3 protein-coding genes are annotated in these 2,805 nt (G+C 33.4%); all 3 read right to left on the reverse strand.

Features of this window, described 5'->3' with window-relative positions; translation table 11 throughout:
• Window positions 1-296: ATP-binding cassette domain-containing protein (locus ACMOUI_RS07150; protein WP_418965043.1), on the reverse strand; the 296-nt coding region annotated here is incomplete at its 3' end.
• Between the two features lie 18 nt (window positions 297-314).
• Entirely contained in the window at window positions 315-1,319 is a 1,005-nt protein-coding gene (xylF, locus tag ACMOUI_RS07155; protein WP_418965044.1) for a D-xylose ABC transporter substrate-binding protein, read from the reverse strand.
• Window positions 1,320-1,336: 17 nt separating this feature from the next.
• Window positions 1,337-2,644: a xylose isomerase gene (xylA, locus tag ACMOUI_RS07160; RefSeq protein WP_418965045.1), complete on the reverse strand. Its 1,308-nt coding sequence runs from the start codon at window positions 2,642-2,644 to the stop codon at window positions 1,337-1,339.
• Between the last annotated feature and the right edge of the window lie 161 nt (window positions 2,645-2,805).

Here is a 2,805-nt window from a genome sequence, read left to right on the forward strand (position 1 = left end):
ATACTCAACTCTTGTATTAAATTTAACTCCTGATGTATTATGGCAATTCCTAGGTTTTCTGAATCTCTTATATTATTATTCTTTATTCTCTCTCCATTGAACAAAATCTCCCCTGTAAAAGTACCGTGAGGATAGATACCACTTAAAACTTTCATTAAAGTTGATTTCCCAGCTCCATTTTCACCGCAAAGAGAGAGAATATCTCCCTCTTTCACGGTTAGACTTAAATTGTCTAGAGCTTTAACCCCTGAAAACTCCTTAGTTATATTTTTCATTTCCAATATATTTTTTTTCAAGGTTATCACTCCTTATTTTTATTTTCCATAGATATCTTTTTCTGTGTGGAACCCATCTTTTACTATTGTTTCTTTTATGTTGTCTTTTGTTACTGCAATTGGCTCTAATAAAACTGCTGGCACATCTTTTTGACCGTTATTTACTGTTGTAGTTGTACCTAAATTTTCATTTTTTATCATCTTTACAGATAGGTTCGCTGCCTCTTTAGCCAACTTAGGGATGGGTTTATAAACTGTTACTGTTTGAGTTCCTTCAGCTACTCTTTTCACTGCAGCTAAATCTGCATCTTGCCCTGAAATTGGTACTTTACCTGCCATATTTTGAGCTGCTAATGCCTGAATTGCCCCACCTGCTGTACTATCATTTGAAGCTACTACCGCGTCTATCTTATTATCATTCGCTGTCAAAGCATTTTCCATTATTTTCATAGCTTCCTCTGGCAACCAATCCTTTACCCATTGATCTCCTACGATTATTATTTCTCCACTGTCAACGTATGGTTGAATAGCTTTCATTTGTCCAGCTCTAAACATTTTTGCATTATTATCAGTTGGAGATCCCCCCATCATAAAATATCTTCCTTTTGGCATTGCTTCTACAATAGCTTTTCCTTGTAACTCTCCCACTTTTTCATTATCAAAAGATATATAGGCATCAACATCTGAATTTGTTAGTAATCTATCATAAGCTAAAACCTTTATTCCATCTTGATGAGCTTGATCAACAATAGCTCCCATAACATCTCCATTATTAGGAATAACCACCAACAAATCAATTCCTTGAGATATTAAATTTTCTGCATCTCTCATCTGCTTATCAGAATCCCCATTTGCTGATACCGCTACAACTTCTGCTCCCAATTTATTTGCTTCCTCTGTAAATATATCTCTGTCTCTTTGCCATCTTTCTAATCTCAAATCATCTACAGTCATACCTATCTTCATTTTTGCAGCTTCTAAAGATGTGTTAAGCATAGCTCCTGCTAATAAAAAAATTCCTAATGATAAAATCTTTTTTTTCATAACAATCTCCCCTTTTTTTAATAAATATAGTTATTTAAAATATTTTCTAACATCTCCTGTCTTCCAGACTCATTTTTTACGTCTTTTAGTGTCAAAGCATACTCTGCTAACTCCTTTAATGTCACCTTTCCTTCAACTATATCCTTTCCAATGCCTCTTGTATAACTCTCATATCTTTTTTCAATAAAGTTTTCAAATACTCTATCTTCTATCAGTTTAGCAGCTACTTTTAACCCTTTAGCAAAAGTATCCATTCCTCCAATATAAGCATAAAATAAATCTAAAGTATCTGTTGATGCTCTTCTTACTTTTGCATCAAAATTCAATCCACCTGTTGTAAAGCCTCCAGCCATAAGTGTTTCATACATTGCCAATGTCGCATCATACACATCTGTTGGAAACTGATCTGTATCCCATCCCAGTAGTAAGTCCCCTTTATTTGCATCTATACTACCAAACATTCCATTTATTCTTGCCAAACGAAGCTCATGTTGGAATGTATGTCCTGCCAATGTTGCGTGATTTGCCTCTATGTTCATCTTAAATTTTTTATCTAGGTTATATGTTCTTAAGAAATTCATAACTGTTGCAACATCAAAATCATATTGATGTTTTGTAGGCTCTTTTGGTTTAGGTTCTATATAAAACTGCCCTTTAAATCCTATCTCATCAGCATACTCTGTGGCTAAATTTAAAAGTCTTGCAAGGTTATCTAACTCCAGTTTCATATCCGTGTTTAAAAGAGTCTCGTACCCCTCTCTTCCTCCCCAAAACACATATCCTTGTCCATCTAGTCTCTTTGTTATATCCAGTGCATTTTTCACCTGTGCCGCTGCCCACGCAAAGATGTCAGCATTACAACTTGTTCCTGCTCCATGTAAAAATCTTGGATTAGAAAACATATTTGATGTTCCCCAAAGTAACTTTATCCCTGTTCTTTTCATCTCAACTTCTATTAAATCAACTATCTCATCTAGGTTTTTAAAATATTCTTCTAAAGTCTCAGCTTCTGGAGCTATATCCTTATCATGAAAACAAAAGTATTCCAGTCCAAGTTTCTCCATAAACTCAAATCCAGCTTTTACTCTAGCTTTCGCTTTTTCCATAGGTGATAAACTATCCCACTCTCTAATTAAAGTAGCATCTCCAAAAGGGTCATTTCCACCAGCCGTTAAAGTATGCCAATAAGACATTGCAAATTTCAAATGATCTTTCATTTTTTTTCCCAACACAATCTCTTCAGGATTATAGTATCTAAATGACAGTAAATTTTTACTATCTTTTCCCTCAAATTTAATCTTTTCTACCTTTGAAAAAAATGCCATATAAACTCCTCCTTATTTCTGATTAAAGTCAATTTAATTATATTATGGTCTTTATTACCTTATTTTTAATTGATTGTCAAATTTTTTTAACCATTTTTTTACATCTAGTTAAATTGACTTTAACTTAATTTTGTTATATATTATACTAAAATATTGAAGGG

It is taken from the genome of Cetobacterium sp., from assembly GCF_048470075.1.
Taxonomy (GTDB): Bacteria; Fusobacteriota; Fusobacteriia; order Fusobacteriales; family Fusobacteriaceae; genus Cetobacterium_A.

Bases quoted from the DNA above. Each gene is read 5' to 3' on its own strand.
- xylF (WP_418965044.1), bottom strand. From the start codon at position 1,319: ATGAAAAAAAAGATTTTATCATTAGGAATTTTTTTATTAGCAGGAGCT.
- xylA (WP_418965045.1), bottom strand. From the start codon at position 2,644: ATGGCATTTTTTTCAAAGGTAGAAAAGATTAAATTTGAGGGAAAAGAT.